The following is a 20,659-nucleotide window of genomic DNA, read 5'->3' on the forward strand; positions in this document are numbered from 1 at the left end:
GCAATGGAATGAATCCCCAGGAGCTTACTGGAGTAAGTGACTGGGGTGAATGAAAGCAGCCAACACACCTGGAGTTTGAATTATGACGGGGAAAGAAAGAATTAGGGCTTCCCGCAGGAAGCCCTTTCTTTTTTTAGTTCGGCTGTATGTAGGGTACAGCTCGATGAATTCGTTAACCTGGCAATAGTGACAGATTTGATAATCAATTCCTATTTGGTTCTAAAGGCAATGTTGCAGGTTGTGACGTACCGCTCAATACCTTAGTAAAACCGGCGGTTATTGCGCTGATACTGTGGGACTTTTGGCGCTTTTATCGTCTTGATCACCCACACCACGGCAACAGCCAGTAGCAGCCAGGGCAACAGTTTAATCATCAAGGCAAATAGTCCGCCCAGAAACATCACGGCGGTGGCTACGACCAATGCGGCCAGAACGCCCAGCAAAGATACGCCGGTGACCATCAGCATGATAAAAAATCCAATCACAAAAAGTAGTTCCAGCATGGCTCTCTCCCGAAATGAAATTCTCTCCATTGCTTTACAAGAAACATGCCAAAAATAATGCGTTGATTTATAAAGAAAACGCCCCGCGACAAAGCGCAGGTCGTGGTGAAATTAACTAACTTTTGGTGAAAACTTAACGCTTGTCTGCCACCAGCTTCAGCGCGTGCTCCAGAACGTTAATATCTGCCCCGGCTTTATGTGCATTCTCGCTCAGGTAACGACGCCACTGGCGCGCACCGGGAATACCCTGAAACAGCCCCAACATATGGCGTGTCACATGTCCCAAATAGGTTCCCTTACTCAGTTCACGCTCAATATACGGGTACATGGCACGCACCACGGCGACTGGATCGGAATCTTTGGTGGTAGCTGCAAAAATCTCGCGGTCAACGGACGCCAGAATGCCTGGGTTTTGATACGCCTCACGCCCCACCATCACGCCATCCATATGTTGCAGATGAATTTTCGCTTCTTCCAACGATTTAATGCCGCCGTTGATCGACATCGTCAGATGCGGAAAATCACGCTTTAACTGATAAACACGGTCATAATCCAGCGGTGGAATTTCGCGGTTTTCTTTCGGGCTTAACCCTGACAGCCAGGCCTTGCGGGCGTGAATGATAAACATCTCACATTCGCCTTTGCCAGATACCGTGTTGATGAAATCGCAGAGGAATTCGTAGCTATCCTGGTCATCAATACCGATACGAGTTTTCACCGTTACCGGAATCGACACCACGTCGCGCATTGCTTTGACGCAATCGGCGACCAGTTGCGCATTCCCCATCAGGCAGGCGCCAAACATGCCGTTCTGTACGCGGTCGGAAGGACAACCCACGTTGAGGTTAATTTCGTCGTAGCCCCGCTGTTCAGCGAGCTTAGCACACTGCGCCAGCGCCGCAGGATCGCTCCCGCCCAGTTGCAATGCGACCGGATGTTCTTCTTCGCTATACGCCAGATAATCGCCTTTACCATGAATGATTGCCCCAGTGGTTACCATCTCCGTATAGAGCAGCGTCTGGCTGGACAGTAAGCGCAAAAAGTAGCGGCAGTGTCTGTCCGTCCAGTCGAGCATCGGCGCGATAGAAAAACGATGAGCGGGAAAAGCGGTAGACTGAGATTCAGGCAGCATGGCGAATATTCAAGCATCCGGTTAAAAAAGGGGCGCTACTATAGCATAGACCGTTACGATAGTGAGCCACATCCTCGCGGCTCACTCCCCCTGACCCTAAACAAAAGCTATTTACGCCCCGGTTTTCCGTCGTGAGATCCAAAAAACTGTGGCGGATGGTCGACCCAGCGATCCTCACGTGTAGCGGCGTAGACCGGGTTAAGCGGATAATAAATGCGGTTGTATTTTTTGTTCGCCTCACCCACGACTAACAGGCGCACCTCTTCACTGGTGTTATTGATAAAGGTATGGCACACGCCTGTACCTGCCGGGAAACCGACGCTGTCGCCCGGTTCCAGCTTCCATAAATACCCGTTAATCCAGGCCTCAGGATAACCTTCCAGCACGTAGATAAATTCTTCTTCATCGCTTTCAGCGTGCGGGTACGACGTGCGCCGACCCGGCGGCAGGCGTTCATGATGAATGCCGAGTCGTCCTAACCCCAACTTGCGGGCAAGCGGCGCGCCAATAGCAAATAGCTCATCGCTGTCAGGATAAGTGGAGTCATCAGCCCCCTCAACCTCACGCCAGTGGCGAATACAATCGGGTCTTTTCATGGTTATTTTCCAGTATTGCGATGCGTCAGGTATAGCACACCGCGGTGGATCTCGGTGTTTTAAGCAGAACATGTTAAAGTAAGGGATTAACCTTCCATGCAAATCGAGGCGCCAAATGGACAAAACCACTACGCAAGAGTTATTGGCTCAAGCTGAAAAACTCTGCGCGCAACGCAACGTGCGGCTTACGCCACAACGCCTCGAAGTACTGCGCCTGATGAGCCTGCAGGAAGGTGCGATCAGCGCCTATGACCTGCTCGACCTGTTGCGGGAAACCGAGCCGCAGGCTAAGCCACCTACCGTATATCGTGCGCTCGATTTTCTGCTGGAACAAGGTTTCGTGCACAAGGTGGAATCCACCAACAGCTATGTGCTTTGTCATCTGTTCGATCAGCCAACCCACAGTTCAGCAATGTTCATTTGCGACCGCTGTGGCGTGGTAAAAGAAGAGTGTGCGGAAGGCGTGGAAGACATCATGCATACACTAGCAGCAAAAATGGGCTTTGCACTGCGGCATAACGTTATTGAAGCCCACGGGCTGTGTCCGGCCTGTGTGGAAGTTGAATCTTGCCGCCATCCTGGCGAGTGCCAGCATGACCATACGATTCAGGTGAAGAAGAAAGTTGGGCGCTAGGTAAGCGGGAAGAGCGTACATCCTTGTACTCTCAGGAGGGAAGGGTTAATTACCAGCGGTAATCGTTACGTTTTTCCCAATCGTTAACTTCTTTCTCCGCCTGATCTTTCGCGTAACCGTAACGCTCCTGGACTTTACCGACCAGTTGGTCACGTTTACCTTCAATGACCGTCATATCATCATCGGTCAGTTTGCCCCATTGCTCTTTCACTTTACCTTTAAACTGCTTCCAGTTGCCGCCGACTTCGTCTTTATTCATCATCAAGTCCTCATCGTTAGGTTGTGAATAGCGAGAGTGCCATGTCCAGACACATGCTGTTTTTGCTGGACGTGAGAATAAGTGTAGTCAGTGATTCTGGGTTTTATTTACTATTCGGAATTTTTAACCATCCCGCTCAGGCAAACCAGGTTCCATTACGCCAGTGACGTCGCCAGATAAAGGCCAGTGAAAGCCCGCGCAACGCCAGGAAAACGGTTAACGCCAACCACAAGCCATGATTTCCCAGCCACGGCAAAGTCAGCAGCGTTAATGCGAATCCTGTGGCGGCAACGGCCATACTGTTGCGCATTTCTGCCGCGCGCGTCGCGCCAATAAACATTCCGTCGAGCAGATAACACCAGACACCCACCAGCGGTAACACCACCTGCCAGAAAAGATAGCGATCGGCCAGCTGTTGGATCTGTGGCAGCGAGGTCAGCAGCGCAACAATCTGCTCGCCAAACAGGGCATAAACAAACGAAAACAAAATAGCCACAATACCGGACTGTCGGCAGGCCGCCCGCCAGACGTCCAGCAACTGGCTACCATCTCGCGCCCCATAGGCCTGGCCCGAATGCGCTTCCACGGCATAGGCAAATCCATCCAGCGCGTAGGCGGTAAAGGTTAGCAGGGTCATCAGAACGGCATTAACCGCAATGATATCGCCTCCCAGACGCGCACCCAGCACCGTGATAGCGCCAAAACAGAGCTGCAGCAGCAGCGAGCGCAACATGATGTCACGGTTAAGCGCCAGCAAACGGCGGAAGTTGCCACGCCACGCCTGCTTCAGCATTGCCAGCGAAATTCCGCGCATATGCAGGACTTTGCGCACCATCATCAGGCCGATCAGCAAGGTGGCATATTCAGCAATCACCGTTGCCAGTGCCGCACCCTGCACGTTCATATGCAGGCCCATCACCAGCCATATATCAAGCACAATGTTGAGAATATTGCCGACAATCAATAGGATAACCGGCGCACGCGCATACTGAACACCAAGCAGCCAGCCGAGTAGCACCAGATTCGCCAGCGAGGCGGGTGCGCTTAACCAGCGAATTTCGAGGAAACGTCGGGCCTGCTCCAGTACCGCTTCACTTCCGCCAACAATGTGCAGAGCCAGATCGATAATCGGCGTACGAAAAAGTGCGATAAGCAACCCCGCCCCCAGCGCCAGCATGAGCGGCTGCACCAGTGCGCGCGCCAGCGCCTGCGGATTTTTCGCACCAAATGCCTGGGCGGTAAGACCGGTGGTGCTCATGCGCAAAAAAAGCAGCAGCATAAAAAGAAAACTGGTTGCCGTAGCACCAACCGCAACACCGCCAAGATAGACCGGACTATCCAGATGACCAATCACCGCGGTATCCACCAGTCCCAGCAGGGGAACGGTGATATTGGAAAAGATCATGGGTAAGGCGAGGTGCCAGAGTGCTTTATCAGAAGAGGTAAAGAAAGGCATACAGGAGGGCCTGAGAAGAAGTTAGACGTACTGGATAATGTGATGCAGGCCCGGCAAGCGCAGCGCTACCGGGCACGTTGCCGGATGGCGACGTCATCGTCTTATCCGGCCTACGGGGATTCAACAGAAAATTACAGCCATTCACCGTTACGGATGACGCCTACTGCCAGCCCTTCAATAGTGAAGTTTTGTTCGCGCAGGTCGACAACGATGGGTTTGAATTCGCTGTTTTCTGGCAGGAGTTCAACCTTGTTTCCCTGCTTTTTCAGGCGCTTAACCGTAACTTCGTCATCAATACGGGCAACAACAACCTGGCCGTTACGCACGTCCTGGGTTTTATGCACAGCGAGTAAATCACCGTCCATAATCCCGATATCTTTCATCGACATACCGCTAACGCGCAGAAGAAAATCGGCGTTCGGTTTGAACAGTGAAGGATCGACCTGATAGTGGCCTTCGATGTGCTGCTGCGCCAGAAGTGGCTCACCGGCTGCCACGCGACCAACAAGCGGTAACCCTTCTTCTTCTTCCTGCAACAGTCGAATACCGCGCGATGCGCCGGATACAATTTCCAGCACACCTTTACGCGCCAGCGCTTTCAGGTGTTCTTCAGCTGCGTTTGGGGAACGGAACCCCAAACGCTGCGCGATCTCCGCACGCGTCGGTGGCATACCTGTCTGGCTGATGTGATCTCTAATGAGATCAAACACCTCTTGTTGCCTGGCCGTTAACGCTTTCATTCCGCCCCCTGGGTGTATATACAGTTATGCTGTGAGTATATACAGCTAAAGGCGAATTTGGAACCGCAAACTGCACAAAAAACAGGAGATTTATGCAGTTGTGGAAGCCTTATCGCAAATGCGACCACAACAGGATGCCCCAGGTGATTAGAGCGACAAAAATAGACAGCAATACCGCAGCCGACCCCATATCTTTCGCTCGACCGGAAAGTTCGTGGTACTCAGAACCAATACGATCAACTACCGCTTCAATCGCACTGTTGAGGATTTCAACGATCATCACCAGCATCACAGAACCGATCAACAACACGCGGGTAATTGCATCAACATCCAGCCAGCAGGCGATGGCGACACCCAGCAGGACGGCAACACTTTCCTGACGGAATGCCGCCTCATTAATCCATGCGGCGCGAAAACCTTTCCAGGAATAACCTGCAGCTTTGATAATTCGGGTGAATCCAGTGGTATTATTGGCCATCAAAAAGAACCTTTTTACATTATTAGCGTCAATGTCATTGTAACGTTACCCCGTTTGTTCAGGGTGTGGCAAAGCAGCGCGAAGTATGACCGGATACCACAGAAATTCACTAAACTTTCTGATATCCTTGCAGCGCATTTGCATTATTAACCAGAGGCTTTACATCGTTTATGTCCGGCTGGCCACGAATTTACTACAAATTACTGAATTTACCATTAAGCGTCCTGGTAAAAAGCAAGTCTATTCCAGCAGAACCTGCTCCGGAATTGGGACTCGATACTTCGCGTCCCATTATGTACGTCCTACCGTACAATTCGAAAGCAGACTTGCTGACGCTGCGTGCCCAATGTCTGGTGCACGACCTCCCCGATCCCCTGGAACCACTAGAGATAGACGGAACGCTGTTACCGCGCTACGTGTTTATTCACGGCGGTCCGCGTGTATTCACCTATTACACGCCGAAAGAAGAGTCCATCAAGCTGTTCCACAACTATCTCGACTTGCATCGCAGCAATCCAGATCTGGATGTGCAGATGGTGCCGGTTTCGGTGATGTTTGGCCGTGCGCCAGGGCGTGAAAAAGGCGAGGTCAATCCGCCGTTACGTATGCTAAACGGCGTACAGAAATTCTTTGCGGTGTCCTGGCTGGGTCGCGACAGTTTTGTCCGCTTCTCCCCGTCGGTTTCTCTGCGCCGTATGGCGGATGAACACGGTACGGATAAGATCATCGCTCAGAAGCTGGCACGCGTGGCGCGTATGCACTTTGCTCGCCAGCGCCTGGCCGCTGTCGGCCCGCGCCTCCCAGCCCGCCAGGATCTGTTTAATAAGCTGTTAGCTTCAAAAGCGATCGCTCGTGCGGTAGAAGATGAAGCGCGCAGTAAAAAAATCTCCCACGAAAAAGCGCAGCAAAATGCCATTGCGCTGATGGAAGAGATTGCCGCCAACTTCTCCTACGAAATGATTCGTCTGACGGACCGTATTCTGGGCTTTACCTGGAACCGTCTGTATCAGGGGATTAACGTTCACAATGCTGAACGTGTACGCCAGTTGGCGCATGATGGGCATGAAATCGTGTACGTTCCGTGCCACCGCAGCCATATGGACTATATGCTACTGTCGTACGTTCTGTACCACCAGGGTCTGGTGCCGCCGCACATCGCAGCCGGTATCAACCTGAACTTCTGGCCCGCGGGTCCGATTTTCCGCCGTCTGGGCGCGTTCTTTATTCGTCGTACCTTCAAGGGCAACAAGCTCTATTCCACCGTATTCCGTGAATACCTGGGCGAGCTGTTCAGCCGCGGTTACTCGGTTGAGTACTTTGTCGAAGGGGGCCGTTCACGTACCGGTCGTCTGCTCGACCCGAAAACCGGCACGCTGTCGATGACTATTCAGGCGATGCTGCGCGGCGGTACACGTCCGATTACTCTCGTTCCGATCTACATCGGCTATGAGCACGTAATGGAAGTGGGCACCTACGCAAAAGAGCTGCGTGGCGCGACGAAAGAGAAAGAAAGTCTGCCGCAAATGCTGCGTGGCTTAAGCAAGCTGCGTAATCTGGGTCAGGGCTACGTCAACTTTGGTGAACCAATGCCATTGATGACTTACCTCAACCAGCATGTGCCGGAGTGGCGTGAATCTATTGACCCTATCGAGTCTATCCGCCCGGCCTGGCTGACGCCGACGGTGAATAACATTGCCGCCGATTTGATGGTGCGCATTAACAACGCAGGCGCGGCCAACGCCATGAACCTGTGCTGTACTGCTTTACTGGCCTCCCGCCAGCGCTCTCTGACCCGTGAACAGCTGACCGAACAACTCGACTGCTATCTGAGCCTGCTGCGCAATGTGCCGTATGCTGCGGATTCGACTGTGCCGGCACAGAGCGCCAGTGAACTGATCGACCACGCCTTGCAGATGAACAAGTTTGAGGTCGAGAAAGACACCATCGGTGACATCATTATTCTGCCGCGCGAGCAGGCGGTATTGATGACCTACTACCGCAATAACATTGCGCATATGCTGGTTCTGCCTTCGTTGATGGCAGCCATTGTGACTCAGCATCGTCGTATTTCACGCGCCGCGTTGCAGCAGCATATTGATGCGCTGTACCCGATGCTGAAAGCGGAGCTGTTCTTACGCTGGGAGCGTGATGAGCTTGCCGGAGTGATTGACGAACTGGCCAGCGAAATGCAGCGCCAGGGACTCATCACCCTGACCGATGACGAACTGCATATCAATCCAGCCCGCTCCCGCACGCTACAGCTGCTGGCCGCAGGTGCTCGCGAGACGTTGCAGCGCTACGCCATTACCTTCTGGCTGCTGAGCGCGAACCCGTCCATCAACCGTGGCACGCTGGAGAAAGAGAGCCGCACCGTGGCGCAACGCCTCTCAGTGCTGCACGGCATTAACGCGCCGGAATTCTTCGATAAAGCCGTATTCAGCTCTCTGGTGCTGACGCTGCGTGACGAGGGATTCATCAGCGATACCGGAGATGCCGAACCGGAAGAGACGATGAAGATCTATCAGATGCTGGCCGAACTGGTCACGTCAGATGTGCGTCTGACCATCGAGAGCGCCACTCAGGGCGAGTAAGCATAAAAAAACCGGTCGAAATGACCGGTTTTTTTATTTTGCAGGCTAAGCCAAAATCAAAAATGCCAGTAGCTCATTGCCAGACCTAAGAACAGCACCAGACCGACGTAGTTATTGTTCATAAACGCTTTAAAGCAAGCATCACGTTCACGGTTGACGATCAGTTTCTGCTGATAGACAAACAGCGCGCCCGCCACCAGCAGAGACCAGTAATAGCCCAGTCCCAACCCGTTTAACCAGCCCACCAGCGCCATCAGCACCAGCACGCCTACCTGCAAAATACCAATAATCAGCTTGTCGTTCTGACCGAACAGGATCGCGGTCGATTTAATGCCGATCTTCAGGTCATCATCCCGGTCAACCATGGCGTACTGCGTATCATAAGCCACCGCCCAGAGAATATTCGCAAGGAACATCAGCCAGCAGCTCAGCGGTACGGATTCACTCACGGCGGCGAACGCCATCGGGATCGACCAGCCAAACGCCGCCCCCAGCACCACCTGCGGCAGATGCGTATAGCGCTTCATAAACGGGTAAACCCACGCTAATGCTAATGCCGCAACGGACAACAAAATGGTCATCGTGTTGAGGGTCAAAACCAGCAGGAAGGCCAGCAGCACCAATACGACGAACAGCGTTCGGGCTTCTTTCTCGGTGACAGCCCCGCTCGGCAGCGGTCGATTCGCGGTGCGTTTGACGTGCCCGTCAAATTTCCTGTCGGCATAATCATTCACCACGCATCCGGCGGCGCGCATTAACCAAACGCCAGCGACAAAAACCGCCAGGATCCACAGTTGCGGCATGCCTGGGGTCGCCACCCACAGTGCCCACAGCGTAGGCCAGAGCAGCAGTAAGGCGCCGATTGGCTTATCCGTACGCATCAAGCGGTGAAACGCCAGCAGCTTATTCTGCGTCAGACTCCACTCCATCTTTATCTTCCTCTCAGTACAACGGCGACGCAGGCAGAAAAAGCTCGGTAAGCATCAGTGGCTTACCGCTCAGCCGCAGGCGGGAACGACGCCCCCACAGCGCTGCATCGCGGCCAATCTCAATAAAATCTCGGGTCAATGTCGATGACGTAAACAGGTAGCGTCCGAGCGGGGTTTTCCCCAGGTTCTGTAAGGCCAGTTCAGGGCCGCACAAGGTTGATTCAGGCACCACAGTCCGTCCGGCAAGCCAGGGGTCACCATCCGCGCATAACAGGATTTCACGTAACCAATAACGAGACTCTTTAGGCAGCAGCGTAAGTTCTTCAGCCACCTCATTTTGCCCAACGAATTCTTCGCGAATCAACGTTACGGTGACCTTTTTCCCCTGCTGCTCAAAACGTTTGGTCATGGAATCTTCCAATAACAACCAGTCGAGCAGTTGGGCGTCCAGCGCCGGGATCGCATCAAAATAACGCAGCGCACGCAGTTGCGTTAACGCAGGGTGTGGCATGCCTTACTCTCCGATTTATAACCTGAAGGCATTGTATCGCAGAAAAGGCATTACGGGGTGAGCAAACACGATTAAGTGATCGGCAGGGCAACATAAGTGTAACAATTAGCACCGAAGGATAAAAAAAGGTGCGCCAGGAGACGCACCAGTTGTTGCAAAATCAACAATGTGGGGAGATGTTTACCCCTTGCCTTTTACACTGCTGATAAAGGTGGATCGGGCAGATTTGGATCCCAGACGTTCCGCTTCATCAAGCAGCTTCAGCGCTTTATCAACATCGCCTTTTGCAACTGCATCCTTAATCGCCTGATTAAAATAGCTTTCCGTGTCGTTCAGCATTGGCTCGCTTTTCTTCACGGGTTGTGGTGCCGGAGCAGCAACGGCTGCCGCCGGAGCAGCAACGGCCACTGCAGGCGCTGCGGTATTACCAACCGTAACAGGGCCAGGACCGGAAGAACCAAACAGCGGCCCGACCAGCACGCTGGAGGAGGAGCTGGTTTTAACTTTCAGATGCAGCAGACCGTCGGTGGTGTGGCGGGCAATCGGGTCCGGAATATCCGGAACAGCGTTACCTACACCCTTGGCGTAGGCTTTTGCCGGGTCAAGCAGGGTCGTGGTCTGCTGGAGATCTTTATCTGTGGTAAAGACCAGAACATACAGTTTTTGCTGGCCCAGCGCTGGCGTCAGACGCATTACGCCTTCCAGACGATCGGCACTCATCACGCCGGGCTCCTGGTAGGTGAAATAGCTGCTGGGGAAGAACGCAGATGGCGTCATATTCTGATCGAGAATTAAGACGTTTGGCGCAAATACGCTGGTTTGTTTGTTGACTTCACTGGACAGCGTCAGGGTCAGTTCGCCAATATTCGCCGGTACGCTATAGGCCGCTACAGGGCCAGTAATACCAGCAACATCTAAACGCTGACCTGCATTGGCAAGCTGTGTGGACTGAGTTTTAGATTGATCAACCGGCGTCCAGGTTAACTGTTGCAGCGCAGCAGTGGGGATTGTTGGGGCCGCGGTGGTGTTCTGCGGAACAATATTTACATCGGCCAGGCTGATGCCAGGCGCGCTGGCAAATAACCCTGCAGATAAACAAAGGGCAACGAGACTTTTCTTCATTTTCATTGTTATCACCTCAGATAGCATGGGTTCAGCGGTGGCCAGGCAATAGCGCGCTAAACCGTAATCAAGAGGGGCTTGCGCCTCTCTTTCGGTCTTTACGTCAGGTTAGTGCTGGATTACCACCAGATTTCCATCTGGGCACCGAAGGTCCATTCATCGCTGTCGCCACGGCCAAAGGAGCCGCCGTTAAAGCCGTCTTTAACTGCTTTACCGAAGTTCGCGTTATTAGATGGGTTACCGTTGTAGTCGTAGCCCCACTTCTCATCCCACTTAGCATAGGTTGCGAAGACGCGGATAGCCGGACGAGACCAGATGCTGTCGCCAGCCTGCCACTGTTGTGCCAGAGTAATTTTATACTGGTTGTTGGTATCGCCAGTTTCCTGGGATTTGACGTTGTCGTAGCCCACTTCCAACAAGGTGCTCATGATTGGCGTCCATTTGAACATTGGACGAACGCCCACGGTCCACCACTTAGTGCCGTTGTTGTTATCCCAGTCGATATCCTGGTACATACCGACGTACATCAGGTCCCAACGATCGCCCAGAGAGATTGCGCCGTGGTCGAGGATACGCAGCAGGCTGCCGTTGTTGTTAATGTCGTAAGCAAAGTTGGAGTTGCTATCAATGCCCACGCCAGAGCCCTGAGACAAACCTTTACCCTGAGAGGTCATGGAGTCGGTAGCGTACTGAACCACAAACTTGTTGTAGCCTTTCAGCATGCTTTGGGTGTGTTCAGCGGTGAACATCCAGCCATCTTTAGATGCGCCGTCAACCAGGCGATAATCATCGCGCGGGTTTGCACGACCGTAGTCAACGCCCAGTTCCAGCGTACCGCCTGGGTTAATTTCCATCTGCGCTAAACGAACGTCAAACACGTCGTTCGCGGTACGGGTGGTGTAATCATAAATGCTGTTGCTGGCGAAGGAGGAAGAACCGCCCGCTTCAGAAGAACGGGTTGCAGCCAGAGACAGTTTACCGAAGCCTACATCGATGTTTTCCAGACCCGCACCAGGACCTGAAATATCCCAGTAGTAGAAGTCGATCATGTGGACGTCATGACGCTGATAGAAACGTTTACCGGCCCAGATAGTGGAGCCTGGCAGCCATTCAATCAGGTTTTTACCCTGCACGTTGGCTTCACGGAAGGCCGGGTCAGTCCCTTCCCAGTCATTTTGCTGTGCAACGGAGTAGGCAACGTTAGTGTCGAAGTAGAAGCTCTTATCGCCCTCTTTCCACACTTCCTGGCCTAATTTAATTTCCGCATAGGTTTCACATTCGTTACCAAGACGGTATTTACTTTGTGCACCTGTTGCCTGGAAACATTGTTGTTCACCGCCGCTACCTGTCCAGCCAATGCCGGAACGAGCATAACCATGGAAATCCACAGCCATTGCCTGAACAGACATAATGCCTGCTGCTACAGCAACCGCCAGAGGGAGTTTGCGCAGAGTAATCATCGTTCTATCTCCTGAGATCATTGCTTTTCTTTGAACGCTTCACCTTGACGGATTTGCGTTTTTTTTAATGGGACACCTTAAACGCCCGGCTCCTGGTGCAACCGACGACATGCAGTGCCATCCTCACGGAACAGATGGCAACGCTCTGGCGGCAGGCCGATAGCGAAAGTGGCACCCTCTTCTACCAACACCACGTCGTTCTGGCGGTAAACCAGGTTTTGACGGATGGCGGGGATCTGGATATGAATTTGTGTTTCGTGACCAAGCTGCTCGACCACCTGCACTTCACCTTCAAGGGTGACATCGGCGATATCGCTGGGCAGCAGATGTTCCGGGCGGATACCTAAAGACATGTTGGCGCCAACCTGTACCGCATGGCTGTCTACCGGGAGCCAGACTTGCTGGCGGTTTGGTAATTCAACCTGCACCTGATCAATCGCCGTTGCCGTGACTTTCACCGGCAGGAAGTTCATCTTCGGTGAACCAATGAAGCCCGCCACAAAGCGGTCAGCCGGGTAGTGATACAGTTCCAGAGGCTTACCAACCTGCGCTACGCGACCGGCATCCAGCACCACAATTTTGTCGGCCAGCGTCATCGCTTCGACCTGATCATGGGTGACGTAAATCATCGTGCGGCCAAGACGTTTATGCAGGCGGGAGATTTCAATACGCATCTGCACGCGCAGAGCGGCGTCGAGGTTCGACAGTGGTTCGTCCAGCAGGAATACGCGCGGTTCGGCGACCAGCGTACGGCCAATCGCCACACGCTGACGTTGTCCACCGGAAAGCGCTTTCGGTTTACGCTCCAGCAGGTGCGCCAGTTGCAGAACTTCCGCAACCTGATTCACCCGCTGGTTCATCACCTCTTTTTTCGCTCCGGCCAGTTTGAGGCCGAACGACATGTTCTCCGCGACGGACAAATGGGGATACAACGCGTAGGACTGAAAGACCATGCCCACACCGCGTTCGGCGGGCGGAATGTCGTTCATTCGGGTCTCTCCGATAAACAGGTCGCCACTGGTGATGGTTTCAAGTCCAGCGATCATACGCAGCAAGGTCGACTTACCGCAGCCTGACGGTCCGACAAACACCACGAATTCCCCTTCGTGAATGTCGAGATTGATATCTTTCGATACCACCACGTCACCCCAGGCTTTCGTTACATTTCGTAGCTGTACGCTCGCCATGCCCTTCTCCCTTCGTTACAACCTGTCATCGACAGCAACATTCATGATGGGCTGACTATGCGCGATCCCTTGACTGCGTGAATCCTCCACCCCCCGGCTTTTTTATGGGGGAGGAGGCGGGAGGATGAGAGAGCAGCGTCTGAGACCCGGGCCACCAGCCTCAGAGGAATTTCGTGATGCAGCCTGCAAAAATCGGTGGGTTTTTATGTGCGCCAGTACGCAATACTCACATTTATGTAACACAGATCACATAAAGAGCGGGTGGGGCGTAGGGGTAAGGAGGATGGAAAGAGGTTGTCGTATAAAGAAACTAGTAACCGTTAAGCCACCTCTGCAAAATCACCAAACAGGATGGGAACTATGAAAATCAAAACTGGCGCACGCATCCTCGCATTGTCTGCATTAACGACGATGATGTTTTCCGCCTCGGCTCTCGCCAAGATTGAAGAAGGTAAGCTGGTTATCTGGATTAACGGCGACAAAGGCTATAACGGCCTCGCTGAAGTGGGCAAAAAATTCGAGAAAGACACCGGGATCAAAGTCACTATTGAGCACCCTGACAAACTGGAAGAGAAATTCCCGCAGGTTGCCGCGACTGGCGACGGTCCGGACATCATCTTCTGGGCACATGACCGTTTTGGCGGCTACGCTCAGTCTGGCCTGCTGGCTGAAATCACGCCTGACAAAGCGTTCCAGGACAAGCTCTATCCGTTCACCTGGGATGCCGTACGCTATAACGGCAAACTGATTGCCTACCCGATCGCGGTTGAAGCGCTGTCGCTGATTTACAACAAAGACCTCGTTCCAAATCCACCGAAAACCTGGGAAGAAATTCCTGCACTGGATAAAGAGCTGAAGGCAAAAGGTAAATCCGCGCTGATGTTTAACCTGCAAGAACCGTACTTCACCTGGCCGCTGATTGCCGCCGACGGCGGTTACGCGTTCAAGTTTGAGAACGGTAAGTACGATGTGAAAGATGTTGGCGTGGATAACGCTGGCGCGAAAGCGGGTCTGACCTTCCTGGTTGATCTGATCAAGAACAAACACATGAACGCGGATACCGATTACTCCATCGCCGAAGCGGCCTTTAACAAAGGCGATACCGCGATGACCATCAACGGTCCGTGGGCGTGGTCCAACATCGATAAGAGCAAAATCAACTACGGCGTCACGCTGCTGCCAACCTTCAAAGGCAAAGCGTCTAAACCGTTTGTTGGCGTTCTGAGCGCCGGTATCAACGCCGCCAGCCCGAACAAAGAACTGGCGAAAGAGTTCCTCGAAAACTACCTGCTGACCGATCAGGGTCTGGATGAAGTGAACAAGGACAAACCGCTGGGCGCCGTTGCGCTGAAATCCTTCCAGGATCAGTTAGCGAAAGACCCACGTATCGCCGCCACCATGGATAACGCCCAGAAAGGCGAAATCATGCCGAACATCCCACAGATGTCCGCATTCTGGTATGCCGTTCGTACCGCAGTGATCAACGCAGCCAGCGGCCGTCAGACCGTCGATGCCGCACTGAAAGACGCGCAGGGTCGTATCACCAAGTAATGCAGTTGTGAACGTGCCGGATGGCGGCATAAATGCCTTATCCGGCCTACATACCCTGTAGGCCTGATAAGCGCAGCGCCATCAGGCACGCTGACCAACAGGTTTTCATTGTTGTTGAGGATTGAACCCCATGGATGTCATTAAAAAGAAACACTGGTGGCAAAGCGACACGCTGAAATGGTCAGTGATGGGTCTGCTTGGGCTGCTGGTCGGTTACCTTGTTGTTTTGATGTACGCTCAGGGGGAGTACCTGTTTGCCATCATGACGCTGATTTTAAGCTCTGCTGGCCTGTATATTTTCGCTAACCGTAAAGCCTATGCCTGGCGCTATGTTTACCCGGGCGTTGCCGGTATGGGGCTGTTTGTCCTGTTTCCACTGATTTGTACAATCGCCATTGCTTTTACCAACTACAGCAGTACCAATCAGCTGACATTTGAACGTGCTCAGGAAGTCCTGATGGATCGTTCGTACCAGGCTGGGAAAACCTACAACTTTGGCCTGTATCCGGCGGGTGATGAGTGGCAACTGGCCCTCACCGACGGTGAAACCGGCAAGAATTACCTTTCTGACGCCTTTAAATTTGGCGGCGAGCAGAAACTGCAACTGAAAGAAGCCGAGGCGCTGCCGGCAGGCGAACGTGCAACGCTGCGTATCATCACGCAGAATCGCCAGGCGCTTACCCAATTGACCGCCATCCTGCCGGATGAAAGCAAAGTTACCATGAGTTCGCTGCGCCAGTTTTCCGGCACGCAGCCACTCTATACGCTAGCTGAAGACGGTACGCTCACCAACAGCCAGAGCGGCGTAAAATACCGCGCCAACAACGATATTGGTTATTATCAGGCGATTAACGCTGACGGTAGCTGGGGTAGCGAAAAACTCAGCCCGGGCTACACCGTTGCCATCGGCTGGGATAACTTCACCCGCGTATTTACCGACGAGGGCATCCAGAAACCGTTCTTCGCCATCTTCGTCTGGACGGTGGTCTTCTCGGTACTGACCGTTATTTTGACCGTTGCCGTGGGCATGGTGCTGGCCTGTCTCGTACAGTGGGAGTCTCTCAAAGGCAAAGCGATTTACCGCGTCCTGCTGATTCTTCCGTATGCCGTACCGTCGTTTATCTCGATTCTGATTTTCAAGGGCTTATTCAACCAGAGCTTTGGTGAAATCAACATGATGCTGAGCGCGCTGTTTGGCATCAAACCGGCCTGGTTCAGCGACCCAACCACCGCGCGTTCGATGATTATTATCGTCAACACCTGGCTCGGTTATCCATACATGATGATCCTGTGCATGGGTCTGCTGAAAGCGATTCCTGACGACCTGTATGAAGCCTCGGCGATGGATGGCGCAGGTCCGTTCCAGAACTTCTTTAAGATAACGCTACCGCTGTTGATTAAGCCGCTGACGCCGCTGATGATCGCCAGCTTCGCCTTTAACTTTAACAACTTCGTGCTGATTCAGCTGTTGACCAACGGTGGTCCGGACCGTCTTGGTACCACCACACCAGCCGGTTATACCGACCTGCTCGTGAGCTACACCTACCGTATCGCCTTTGAAGGCGGCGGTGGTCAGGACTTCGGTCTGGCGGCGGCGATTGCCACGCTGATCTTCCTGCTGGTTGGTGCGCTGGCGATTGTGAACCTGAAAGCCACACGTATGAAGTTTGATTAAGGGAGATAACGACAATGGCTATGGTCCAACCGAAATCACAAAAGTTACGTTTATTCGCAACGCACTTAGGGCTGCTGATTTTTATCGCGGCGATCATGTTCCCGCTGCTGATGGTTATCGCTATCTCGCTGCGCGAAGGTAACTTTGCCACCGGCAGCCTGATCCCGGAAAACATCTCCTGGGAACACTGGAAACTGGCGCTGGGCTTTAGCGTTGAACACGCGGATGGCCGCGTGACGCCACCGCCGTTCCCGGTACTGTTATGGCTGTGGAACTCGGTGAAAGTGGCCAGCATTACCGCGATCGGTATCGTGACGCTTTCCACTACCTGTGCTTACGCCTTTGCTCGTATGCGTTTCCCGGGCAAAGCAACCCTGCTGAAAGGGATGCTGATTTTCCAGATGTTCCCGGCGGTGCTGTCTCTGGTCGCGTTGTATGCTTTGTTTGATCGCCTGGGCCAGTACATTCCGTTTATCGGCCTGAACACGCACGGCGGCGTGATCTTCGCCTATCTTGGCGGTATCGCGCTGCACGTGTGGACGATTAAGGGCTATTTCGAAACTATCGACGGCTCACTGGAAGAAGCGGCCGCGCTGGATGGCGCTACGCCGTGGCAGGCATTCCGCCTGGTGCTGTTGCCGCTTTCCGTTCCGATTCTGGCGGTCGTGTTTATTCTGTCTTTCATTGCCGCTATTACCGAAGTACCGGTCGCGTCACTGCTGCTGCGTGATGTGAACAGCTATACCCTTGCGGTAGGTATGCAGCAGTACCTCAACCCACAGAACTATTTGTGGGGCGACTTTGCCGCCGCGGCTGTACTTTCAGCCATTCCGATCACTCTGGTGTTCTTGCTGGCGCAGCGCTGGCTAGTCAACGGTCTGACCGCGGGTGGTGTGAAAGGTTAAGTTTTACCGAAGTACCTGCCCGGCAACGGGCAATGCCACTGCAACCCTCAACTTATGTTATCCCAACCTGTGACTGTTATTCGGCGCTCTACGGAGCGCCCTTTTTTTACGTTATTTTGCATCACTGTTACGATTATTTCCTTTCGTGCTCTCCATCACTGCAATTCTATTTCCTGTCTGAATATAGATAAATCAAACAGAATTAAGATCACAGAAAAGACAAAACGTAATTGCAATGTAAAAAATGATAATTGTCTTCCCTGCCTGTTAAATTCAACATCACGGCACTGATCAAAAGAGCTGTATCCTCTAAGGCAGGTCTGAATGAACTCTCAATATAATTCCAGTTATATTTTTTCGATTACATTAGTGGCAACGTTAGGAGGGCTATTATTCGGCTACGACACTGCGGTCATATCCGGAACGGTAGAATCCCTGAATACTGTGTTTGTCGCGCCACAACATTTAAGTGAATCCGCCGCCAACTCGCTGTTGGGCTTTTGCGTCGCCAGTGCGTTGATAGGCTGCATCATCGGCGGTGCACTGGGCGGCTATTGCAGTAACCGGTTTGGCCGCCGGGACTCGCTGAAAATCGCGGCTCTGCTGTTCTTTATTTCCGGTATTGGTTCTGCCTGGCCGGAATTAGGCTTTACGACGATTAATCCTGATAATTCCGTACCTGTTTATTTGGCCGGATACGTTCCCGAATTTGTTATTTATCGTATCATTGGTGGTATTGGTGTAGGTTTAGCCTCAATGCTCTCACCAATGTATATTGCTGAACTGGCACCCGCACATATTCGTGGAAAACTGGTGTCATTTAACCAATTCGCCATTATTTTTGGTCAACTGTTGGTGTATTGCGTTAACTATTTTATCGCCCGTTCTGGCGACGCTAACTGGTTGAATACCGATGGCTGGCGCTATATGTTTGCGTCCGAAAGTATTCCCGCCCTGCTGTTTTTACTGCTGCTGTACACCGTACCAGAAAGCCCGCGCTGGCTGATGGCGCGTGGCAGACACGAGCAGGCGGAAGGTATTCTGCGCAAAATTATGGGCAGCACCCTCGCTACCCAGGCCATGCAGGAGATCAATCAGTCTCTGGAACATGGTCGTAAAACCGGTGGTCGCCTGCTGATGTTTGGCGCAGGCGTTATCGTCATCGGCGTAATGCTGTCTATCTTCCAGCAATTCGTCGGTATTAACGTCGTACTCTACTACGCCCCAGAGGTGTTTAAAACGCTGGGAGCCAGCACCGATGTGGCACTGTTACAGACCATCATTGTTGGCGTGATCAACCTGAGCTTTACCGTGCTGGCGATCATGACGGTGGATAAATTTGGTCGCAAACCGCTGCAGATTATTGGCGCTCTGGGCATGGCCATTGGTATGTTCAGCCTCGGTACCGCGTTTTATACCCAGGCTTCCGGGCTGGTTGCTCTGCTGTCGATGCTGTTTTACGTCGCCGCATTCGCCATGTCCTGGGGACCGGTTTGCTGGGTGCTGCTGGCAGAAATCTTCCCCAATGCGATTCGCGGCAAAGCGCTCGCCATTGCGGTGGCCGCACAATGGCTGGCGAACTATTTCGTCTCCTGGACCTTCCCGATGATGGACAAAAATTCGTGGCTGGTTTCCCATTTCCACAACGGTTTCTCCTACTGGATTTACGGTTGTATGGGTATTCTGGCGGCGCTGTTTATGTGGAAGTTTGTACCGGAAACCAAAGGCAAAACGCTGGAAGAACTTGAAGAACTGTGGGAACCCGCCGCAGAGAAAACCCAGCCTGCCTCTGCGCAGTAATCCTGACCTGCAACACGCCGCAGCCCGATTGCGGCGTGTTGTTTTTTACTCTCGCTTCAGCCGTTTTGAATTACACAACCACAAGGTGATCACCAGCAGCAGGATCGCCGCGGAATAGATCAGCACATCCATCGGTGCTTTATGATCGACAATGATCAACCGCACAATCGCGGTGATCCCGATATAGACAAAATAGCGCAACGGAAAGTGAAACCCCGACTGAAAGTACTTCACAATCAGCGCGATAAATTCAAAATAGAGGAAGTAAACCACCAGCCCTTCCACCAGCTCATACTTGCTGGTTTGTTCCGGCGCGAACAGCACATCCGCCAGATGCAGCGTTTCTTTCCCGAGGAATACAACCAGGATCAGGCCCAGACTCAGCAGTCCCAGATTCAACACGGTCTGTAAGATGGTGGAGATAAACTCCACGCGCGGACGAGATAGCGACGTCATAACAGCACCTCTTACTCAGTGGCGAGGTTCCTGTATAACGCAAAAATGTGACAGAGATCTACATTTTTTGTTTATGTTTTGTGCAAGAAAGGTCAGCGGGGAATGATGAATGTCACGACACATTTCACAGGATGAAGTATGCAGCTAAGACAATCCGCTGTCCGCAACGTTACCTGCGGTGAGAACGTGGTGATTTATGAACCCGCAAATCTCTACAATTGCACATTGGGTGACAACGTTTTTGTCGGGCCATTTGTTGAAATCCAGGGTAATACGCAAATTGGCGCAGACAGCAAAATTCAGTCGCACACTTTCATCTGCGAATATGTCACCCTGGGCGCCCGCTGTTTTATCGGTCATGGCGTGATGTTCGCCAACGATATGTTTCGCGAAGGAAAACCCAACGCCGACCGCAACAGTTGGGGAAGAATTTCGATTGGCAACGATGTCTCAATCGGCAGTGGAGCGACCATTCTGGCGGTCACCATCTGCGATGGCGCGGTCATCGGTGCGGGGAGCGTGGTGACCAAATCGATCACCGAGAAAGGCGTGTATGCAGGAAACCCGGCAAAATTATTGCGTCGCCTGTAACTTGCCTGCTGACGGCGCAAATGCCTTATCCGGCCTGCAGTACAGGCAGTTTGTAGGCCGGATAAGCGTAGCGCCATCCGGCT

20 protein-coding genes are annotated in these 20,659 nt (G+C 52.8%); 7 read left to right on the forward strand and 13 right to left on the reverse strand.

Annotated elements, in window-relative coordinates; translation table 11 throughout:
- Nucleotides 1–260 precede the first annotated feature (260 nt).
- From pspG to OGY10_RS01115, 3 genes are all read right to left on the reverse strand, one after another.
- The gene (pspG, locus tag OGY10_RS01105) at nt 261–503 is read right to left on the reverse strand and encodes an envelope stress response protein PspG (RefSeq protein WP_048227487.1); all 243 of its coding nucleotides are present in this window, start codon (nt 501–503) and stop codon (nt 261–263) included.
- Between the two features lie 133 nt (nt 504–636).
- Nucleotides 637–1,635, reverse strand: a complete 999-nt coding sequence (dusA, locus tag OGY10_RS01110) for a tRNA dihydrouridine(20/20a) synthase DusA (protein WP_048215129.1) — start codon at nt 1,633–1,635, stop codon at nt 637–639.
- A gap of 107 nt (nt 1,636–1,742) precedes the next feature.
- On the reverse strand, nt 1,743–2,231 hold the full coding sequence (locus OGY10_RS01115; RefSeq protein ID WP_003031710.1) for a cupin domain-containing protein: 489 nt from the start codon (nt 2,229–2,231) through the stop codon (nt 1,743–1,745).
- Between the two features lie 115 nt (nt 2,232–2,346).
- Here OGY10_RS01115 and zur point away from each other — a divergent pair, with 115 nt between their 5' ends.
- A complete protein-coding gene (gene zur, locus OGY10_RS01120; protein WP_003031709.1) occupies nt 2,347–2,865 on the forward strand; it encodes a zinc uptake transcriptional repressor Zur in 519 nt (172 codons plus the stop codon).
- Nucleotides 2,866–2,914: 49 nt separating this feature from the next.
- On the opposite strand, the gene OGY10_RS01125 is transcribed toward zur, so the two are convergent.
- From OGY10_RS01125 to OGY10_RS01140, 4 genes are all read right to left on the reverse strand, one after another.
- Nucleotides 2,915–3,124, reverse strand: a complete 210-nt coding sequence (locus OGY10_RS01125; RefSeq protein WP_003031706.1) for a CsbD family protein — start codon at nt 3,122–3,124, stop codon at nt 2,915–2,917.
- 136 nt (nt 3,125–3,260) lie between these two features.
- The gene (dinF, locus tag OGY10_RS01130) at nt 3,261–4,580 is read right to left on the reverse strand and encodes an MATE family efflux transporter DinF (protein WP_191226531.1); all 1,320 of its coding nucleotides are present in this window, start codon (nt 4,578–4,580) and stop codon (nt 3,261–3,263) included.
- Between the two features lie 131 nt (nt 4,581–4,711).
- Nucleotides 4,712–5,320, reverse strand: coding sequence for a transcriptional repressor LexA (gene lexA / locus OGY10_RS01135; RefSeq protein ID WP_003826596.1), 609 nt, complete (start codon nt 5,318–5,320; stop codon nt 4,712–4,714).
- 109 nt (nt 5,321–5,429) lie between these two features.
- Entirely contained in the window at nt 5,430–5,798 is a 369-nt protein-coding gene (locus OGY10_RS01140) for a diacylglycerol kinase (RefSeq protein WP_003826594.1), read from the reverse strand.
- Nucleotides 5,799–5,968: 170 nt separating this feature from the next.
- Here OGY10_RS01140 and plsB point away from each other — a divergent pair, with 170 nt between their 5' ends.
- Complete coding sequence (gene plsB, locus OGY10_RS01145; RefSeq protein WP_008786919.1) at nt 5,969–8,389, forward strand: glycerol-3-phosphate 1-O-acyltransferase PlsB; 2,421 nt, start codon at nt 5,969–5,971, stop codon at nt 8,387–8,389.
- A gap of 56 nt (nt 8,390–8,445) precedes the next feature.
- Here the strand turns inward: plsB and ubiA are convergent, their stop codons facing one another.
- From ubiA to malK, 5 genes are all read right to left on the reverse strand, one after another.
- Nucleotides 8,446–9,318 carry a 4-hydroxybenzoate octaprenyltransferase gene (gene ubiA, locus OGY10_RS01150; protein WP_003826589.1) on the reverse strand — a complete coding sequence of 291 codons (873 nt, stop codon included), beginning with the start codon at nt 9,316–9,318 and terminating at the stop codon, nt 8,446–8,448.
- A gap of 13 nt (nt 9,319–9,331) precedes the next feature.
- Entirely contained in the window at nt 9,332–9,829 is a 498-nt protein-coding gene (gene ubiC / locus OGY10_RS01155) for a chorismate lyase (RefSeq protein ID WP_286574120.1), read from the reverse strand.
- Between the two features lie 180 nt (nt 9,830–10,009).
- On the reverse strand, nt 10,010–10,957 hold the full coding sequence (malM, locus tag OGY10_RS01160; RefSeq protein ID WP_111466246.1) for a maltose operon protein MalM: 948 nt from the start codon (nt 10,955–10,957) through the stop codon (nt 10,010–10,012).
- A gap of 113 nt (nt 10,958–11,070) precedes the next feature.
- Nucleotides 11,071–12,411, reverse strand: coding sequence for a maltoporin (locus OGY10_RS01165; RefSeq protein ID WP_133085647.1), 1,341 nt, complete (start codon nt 12,409–12,411; stop codon nt 11,071–11,073).
- A 77-nt stretch (nt 12,412–12,488) separates the two neighbouring features.
- A complete protein-coding gene (gene malK, locus OGY10_RS01170) occupies nt 12,489–13,598 on the reverse strand; it encodes a maltose/maltodextrin ABC transporter ATP-binding protein MalK (RefSeq protein WP_008786916.1) in 1,110 nt (369 codons plus the stop codon).
- A 360-nt stretch (nt 13,599–13,958) separates the two neighbouring features.
- Here malK and malE point away from each other — a divergent pair, with 360 nt between their 5' ends.
- The 4 genes from malE (at nt 13,959) to xylE (ending at nt 19,529) form a co-directional block, all read left to right on the forward strand.
- Nucleotides 13,959–15,149 carry a maltose/maltodextrin ABC transporter substrate-binding protein MalE gene (gene malE / locus OGY10_RS01175; RefSeq protein WP_003031680.1) on the forward strand — a complete coding sequence of 397 codons (1,191 nt, stop codon included), beginning with the start codon at nt 13,959–13,961 and terminating at the stop codon, nt 15,147–15,149.
- 130 nt (nt 15,150–15,279) lie between these two features.
- Entirely contained in the window at nt 15,280–16,824 is a 1,545-nt protein-coding gene (gene malF, locus OGY10_RS01180; protein WP_003826577.1) for a maltose ABC transporter permease MalF, read from the forward strand.
- 14 nt (nt 16,825–16,838) lie between these two features.
- Nucleotides 16,839–17,729: a maltose ABC transporter permease MalG gene (gene malG / locus OGY10_RS01185; RefSeq protein WP_003826575.1), complete on the forward strand. Its 891-nt coding sequence runs from the start codon at nt 16,839–16,841 to the stop codon at nt 17,727–17,729.
- Between the two features lie 324 nt (nt 17,730–18,053).
- Nucleotides 18,054–19,529 carry a D-xylose transporter XylE gene (gene xylE, locus OGY10_RS01190; protein WP_071445334.1) on the forward strand — a complete coding sequence of 492 codons (1,476 nt, stop codon included), beginning with the start codon at nt 18,054–18,056 and terminating at the stop codon, nt 19,527–19,529.
- A 45-nt stretch (nt 19,530–19,574) separates the two neighbouring features.
- Here xylE and psiE read toward each other — a convergent pair whose 3' ends face one another.
- A complete protein-coding gene (gene psiE, locus OGY10_RS01195; protein WP_003031674.1) occupies nt 19,575–19,985 on the reverse strand; it encodes a phosphate-starvation-inducible protein PsiE in 411 nt (136 codons plus the stop codon).
- Nucleotides 19,986–20,123: 138 nt separating this feature from the next.
- On the opposite strand from psiE, the gene OGY10_RS01200 reads away from it, so the two are divergent.
- On the forward strand, nt 20,124–20,576 hold the full coding sequence (locus OGY10_RS01200) for an acyltransferase (RefSeq protein WP_008786912.1): 453 nt from the start codon (nt 20,124–20,126) through the stop codon (nt 20,574–20,576).
- Nucleotides 20,577–20,659 lie beyond the last annotated feature (83 nt).

Source organism: Citrobacter sp. Cpo148, assembly GCF_030332375.1.
In the GTDB taxonomy this organism is placed as follows: domain Bacteria; phylum Pseudomonadota; class Gammaproteobacteria; order Enterobacterales; family Enterobacteriaceae; genus Citrobacter; species Citrobacter portucalensis.